The following is a 5,147-nucleotide window of genomic DNA, read 5'->3' as shown; positions in this document are numbered from 1 at the left end:
GGGCGAAGGCGCCGCGGCCGGTGCGGCGTTGGCGGACGCCGCCGCTGCGGGCGCTGCCTCGTATTCGTAGGTCGCGCGCAGGCGCTCGTGGTCCTGGCGCAGCGTTTCCAGTTCCTGCGCGCTGGCCGCGGCCTGCGCCTTCAGCTGGCTCAGCGCCGCCTGATACCGCGCGATCGTCTCCTTCGCAGTCGCGTCGCGCCGATAGGCATGCCCCAGACGCTGGAACAAGCCATGCGCGAACGCTGTGGCAACGGCAGCCCACAGCGCCACGGCAGGAGTGAGGTAGATCAGGATGCCCATGCAGGCTCCTTGAAACGATGCATCCCTTGTCGGCGCAGCTCGGCCGAACTTGAGGCTGTATCGTGCGAGGGGTGACGCAGTTCCGCTTTGCCGCGTCGTGCGCCCGCCCGCCGCGCGCAGGCGGCGGACGGGCGCCGGCCTCAGCGCAGGATGCCGGGCAGGTCCAGGTGCTTGTCGCGGGCGCAGTCGAGGGCGATGGCATACCCCGCATCGGCATGACGCATGACGCCGGTCGCGGGGTCGTTCCACAGCACCCGGGCGATGCGCTTGGCCGCCGCCTCGGTGCCGTCGCAGACGATGACCATGCCGGCGTGTTGCGAGAAACCCATGCCGACGCCGCCGCCGTGATGCAGCGAGACCCAGGTGGCGCCGCTGGCGGTGTTGAGCAGGGCGTTGAGCAGCGGCCAGTCGGAGACGGCGTCGGAGCCGTCGGCCATGGCCTCGGTCTCGCGGTTCGGCGAGGCGACGCTGCCGCTGTCCAGGTGGTCGCGGCCGATCACCACCGGCGCCTTCAGTTCGCCCTTGGCCACCATTTCGTTGAACGCCAGCCCGAGGCGGTCGCGGTCGCCCAGGCCGACCCAGCAGATCCGCGCCGGCAGGCCCTGGAACCGGATCTTCTCGGCGGCCATGTCCAGCCAGCGGTGCAGGTGCGGGTTGTCGGGAATCAGTTCCTTGACCTTGGCGTCGGTCCTGGCGATGTCCTCCGGGTCGCCGCTCAGCGCGGCCCAGCGGAACGGGCCGACGCCGCGGCAGAACAGCGGGCGGATGTAGGCGGGGACGAAGCCCGGGAAGTCGAAGGCATTGGCAACGCCTTCCTCCAGCGCCATCTGCCGCAGGTTGTTGCCGTAGTCCACGGTCGGCACGCCCAGGGCGTGGAAACCGAGCATGGCGCGGATGTGGTTGGCCATCGAGGCGCGCGCGGCCTGTTCCACCTCCTTCGGCGCGGAGACGCGCTTGGCGTCCCACTGCTCGACCGTCCAGCCCTGCGGCAGGTAGCCGTTGACCGGGTCGTGCGCGGAGGTCTGGTCGGTCAGCAGGTCCGGCTTGATCCCGCGCGCCAACAGCTCGGCCAGCACGTCGGCGACGTTGCCGAGCAGGCCGACCGAGCGCGGCGTCTTCGCCGCGCAGGCCTCGGCGATCAGGCGCAGCGCCTCGTCCAGCGAGTCGGTCCAGGTATCCAGGTAGCCGGTGCGCAGGCGCATGTCGATGCTGCTCTTGCGGCACTCCACCGCCAGGCACGAGGCGCCGGCCATCACCGCGGCCAGCGGCTGCGCGCCGCCCATGCCGCCGAGGCCGCCGGTGAACAGCCACTTGCCGGACAGGTCGCCACCGTAGTGCTGCCGGCCCATTTCGACGAAGGTCTCGTAGGTGCCCTGCACGATGCCCTGCGCGCCGATGTAGATCCAGCTGCCGGCGGTCATCTGGCCGTACATGGCCAGGCCTTTCTTATCGAGTTCGTTGAAGTGGTCCCAGTTGGCCCAGCGCGGCACCAGGTTGGAATTGGCGATCAGCACCCGCGGCGCGTCGGCATGGGTGCGGAACACGCCGACCGGCTTGCCGGACTGCACCAGCAGGGTCTGGTCGTCGTCCAGGCGCTTGAGCGTCTCGACGATGGCGTCGAAGCTCTCCCAGTCGCGCGCGGCGCGGCCGATGCCGCCGTACACCACCAGTTCCTGCGGGCGCTCGGCCACGTCCGGGTGCAGGTTGTTCATCAGCATGCGCAGCGGCGCTTCGGTCAGCCAGCTCTTGGCGGTGAGGGTGCTGCCGGTGGGCGCTTGGATGGTGCGGGTGGCGTCGAGGCGGGTCATGCGGGAATCCTCAGGTGGATGCGCGGAAGGCGGAACGCGCTGCGCGCGCGTCAGGCGGTGGTGCGGGCGGATGCGGCGGGGCTGCGGACGAAGTCGAGGCAGGCCTGCAGCACCTGCTGCAGCACCGCGCGCAGCGGCGCGGCGTGGTCGGGTTGCCAGGGTGACGGCCAGTTACCGGGGGCGACCGTGTCCGGCTCGTGCATGTAGCCGCGGCAGGCCAGTTCCATCTGGATCGCGTGCACGCCGTCGGCCGGCGCGCCATGGTGGCGGGTGCTCCAGCCGCCCTTGAAGCGGCCGTTGCGCACGTGGCTGAAGCCGCTGCAGGCGCAGACGCGTTCGACCGCATCGGTCAGCGCTGCCGCGCAACTGCTGTCCACCGCGCCGGAGGCACCGGCGCTGCCGATGTTGAACTGCGGCAACTCGCCGTCGAACAGGTGCGGAATGCGCGAGCGGATCGAATGCGCGTCGTACACCACGATGGCCGGGTGCAGGGCGCGCAGGCGCGCGATCTCCGCGTCCAGTGCGGCGTGGTAGGGCGCGAACCACTGCGCGCGGCGCGCGTCGATCTCGGCCGCATCCGGCTCGGCCCCGGGCCGGTACAGCGGCTGCGCATCGAAGGTGGTCAGCGGGCACAGCCCGGTGGTGTTCTGCCCGGGATACAGCGACACCCCGGCCGGGTCGCGGTTGACGTCGATCACCGAGCGCGAGATCGCGGTGCGCACGGTGGTCGCGCCCAGCGCGTTTGCGACGTCGTACAGCAGGTGCACCCACCAGTCGGCATCGCGCTGCGCCAGCCATGGCGAGACGAAACGGTCGGCCAGCGCTTCCGGCAGGTCGGTGCCGGTGTGCGGGAAGCTGAGGATCAGCGGCGCATCGCCGCGGTGCACAGTGAGCCAGTCGGGCAGGGATGTCATACGGCCTCGCGTTGTGCTGTTCTGTGGAAGCGGCTTCAGCCGCGAACGGGGCATTACCTGGTAAAGCCCCGTCGCGGCTGATCCCAAAAAGGGGCAGAGCTGCTCCTACGACGGGTTCTTCAGATCAGACACTGGCCTCGGGCAGCCGCATCCCCACCGCCGCGGCCAGCGCGCCGTCGCGCACCAGCGCGGTGGCGGCCAGCATGTCCGGATGGAAATAGCGATCGTCCTGCAGCGCCGGGACGCGGACGCGCAGCAGCGCGCGCGCCGCTTCCAGGGCGGCGCTGGAGCGCAGCGGCGCGTGGAAGTCGCAGCCCTGTGCGGCCGCCAGCAGTTCGATGCCGACCACGTTGGCCGCGTTCTCGGCCATCGCCAGCAGGCGGCGCGCGCCGTGCGCGGCCATCGACACGTGGTCTTCCTGGTTGGCCGAGGTCGGGATCGAATCGACGCTGGCCGGGTAGGCGCGCTGTTTGTTCTCCGAGACCAGCGCCGCGGCGGTGACCTGCGGGATCATGAAGCCGGAGTTGAGGCCGGGCTTGGGGGTCAGGAACGCCGGCAATCCGGACAGCGCCGGATCCACCAGCATGGCGACGCGGCGTTCGCTGATGGAGCCGATCTCGCACACCGCCAGCGCCAGCATGTCGGCGGCGAAGGCCACCGGCTCGGCGTGGAAGTTGCCGCCGGACAGCGCTTCGCCGGTGTCGCTGAACACCAGCGGGTTGTCCGACACGCCGTTGGCTTCGGTGGCTAGGGTGGTGGCGGCCTGGCGCATCACGTCCAGCGCCGCGCCCATCACCTGCGGCTGGCAGCGCAGGCAGTACGGGTCCTGCACGCGCACGTCGTTGTCGCGGTGCGAATCGCGGATCGCCGAGGCGTGCATCAAATCGCGCAGCGCCGCGGCGGTGGCGATCTGCCCGGGCTGGCCGCGCAGCGCGTGGATGCGCGGATCGAACGGGGTGTCCGAGCCTTTCGCGGCCTCGGTGGACAGCGCGCCGGCGACCAGCGCGGCATGGAACACGCGCTCGATCTCGAACAGGCCGGCCAGCGCGTAGGCGGTGGAGAACTGGGTACCGTTGAGCAGGGCCAGGCCCTCCTTGGCGCCCAGCGTCAGCGGCTGCAGCCCGGCCTGGGCCAGCGCCTGCGCCGCCGGCAGGCGCGCGTCGCTGACGAAGGCCTCGCCGACGCCGAGCATCACCGTGGCCAGGTGCGCCAGCGGCGCCAGGTCGCCGGAGGCGCCGACCGAGCCCTGGCACGGCACCACCGGGATCACCTCGTGCTGCAACAGCGCTTCCAGCATCGACAGCGTTTCCGGGCGCACACCGGAGGCGCCCTGGGCGAGGCTGGCCAGCTTCAGTGCCATCATCAGCCGTACCACCGGCACCGGCATCGGCGCGCCGACCCCGGCCGCGTGCGACAGCACGATGTTGCGCTGAAGGGCCTCCAGTTCTTCGCGCTCGATGCGCACGCTGGCCAGCTTGCCGAAGCCGGTGTTGATGCCGTACACCGGCGCGCCGGTGGCGACGATCGCCTCCACGGTGCGCGCGCTGCGCAGCACCGTGTCGGCGCAGGCCGGGTCCAGGCGCACGCTGGCGCCGCGGTACACGGCGCGCCACTGCGCCAGGCTGACCGCGCCGGGGCGCAGCAGGATCTCGTCGTCGCTCATTGTCCTCTCCAGATACGCGCATGCAGCGGGTTGAAGCCCATGCGATAGACCAATTCGGCCGGTTCGGCGATGTCCCAGATCGCCAGGTCGCAGGCCAGCCCGGCGCGCAGCCGGCCGACCTGATCCTGGCGCCCGAGCGCGTGCGCCGCCTCACGGGTGAAGCCGGCGATGCATTCGACCACGGTCAGCCGGAACAGCGTCGCCGCCAGGTTCATCGCCAGCAGCGGGCTGGTCAGCGGCGAGGTGCCGGGGTTGCAGTCGGTGGCCAGCGCACGCGGCACGCCGGCGGCGCGCAGTGCGGCGATCGGCGGCAGCTGGGTGTCGCGGGTGAAATAGAACGCGCCCGGCAGCAGCACCGCGACGGTGCCGGCCGCGGCCATGGCGGCGACGCCGGCGTCGTCCAGGTATTCGACATGGTCGGCCGAGCGCGCGCCGTAACGCGCGGCCAGCGCCGCGCCGCCC

4 protein-coding genes and 1 pseudogene are annotated in these 5,147 nt (G+C 71.5%); all 5 read right to left on the bottom strand.

All coding sequences use genetic code 11. The features are described from left to right. Positions 1–300, bottom strand: a pseudogene (locus D180_RS04990) (hypothetical protein); the annotation flags it as partial. 140 nt (positions 301–440) lie between these two features. Continuing rightward, positions 441–2,108: a urocanate hydratase gene (hutU, locus tag D180_RS04985; protein WP_017911932.1), complete on the bottom strand. Its 1,668-nt coding sequence runs from the start codon at positions 2,106–2,108 to the stop codon at positions 441–443. A gap of 50 nt (positions 2,109–2,158) precedes the next feature. Continuing rightward, on the bottom strand, positions 2,159–3,022 hold the full coding sequence (gene hutG / locus D180_RS04980) for an N-formylglutamate deformylase (protein ID WP_017911931.1): 864 nt from the start codon (positions 3,020–3,022) through the stop codon (positions 2,159–2,161). 124 nt (positions 3,023–3,146) lie between these two features. Beyond that, complete coding sequence (gene hutH / locus D180_RS04975) at positions 3,147–4,685, bottom strand: histidine ammonia-lyase (protein ID WP_017911930.1); 1,539 nt, start codon at positions 4,683–4,685, stop codon at positions 3,147–3,149. Beyond that, positions 4,682–5,147 (bottom strand): amidohydrolase family protein (locus D180_RS04970; protein WP_017911929.1); only part of this gene is annotated, 466 nt, incomplete at its 5' end. The genes D180_RS04970 and hutH, both read right to left, overlap by 4 nt.

This window comes from Xanthomonas sp. SHU 166, assembly GCF_000364685.1.
In the GTDB taxonomy this organism is placed as follows: domain Bacteria; phylum Pseudomonadota; class Gammaproteobacteria; order Xanthomonadales; family Xanthomonadaceae; genus Xanthomonas_A; species Xanthomonas_A sontii.
This window is presented reverse-complemented; position numbering and strand designations above follow the sequence as displayed.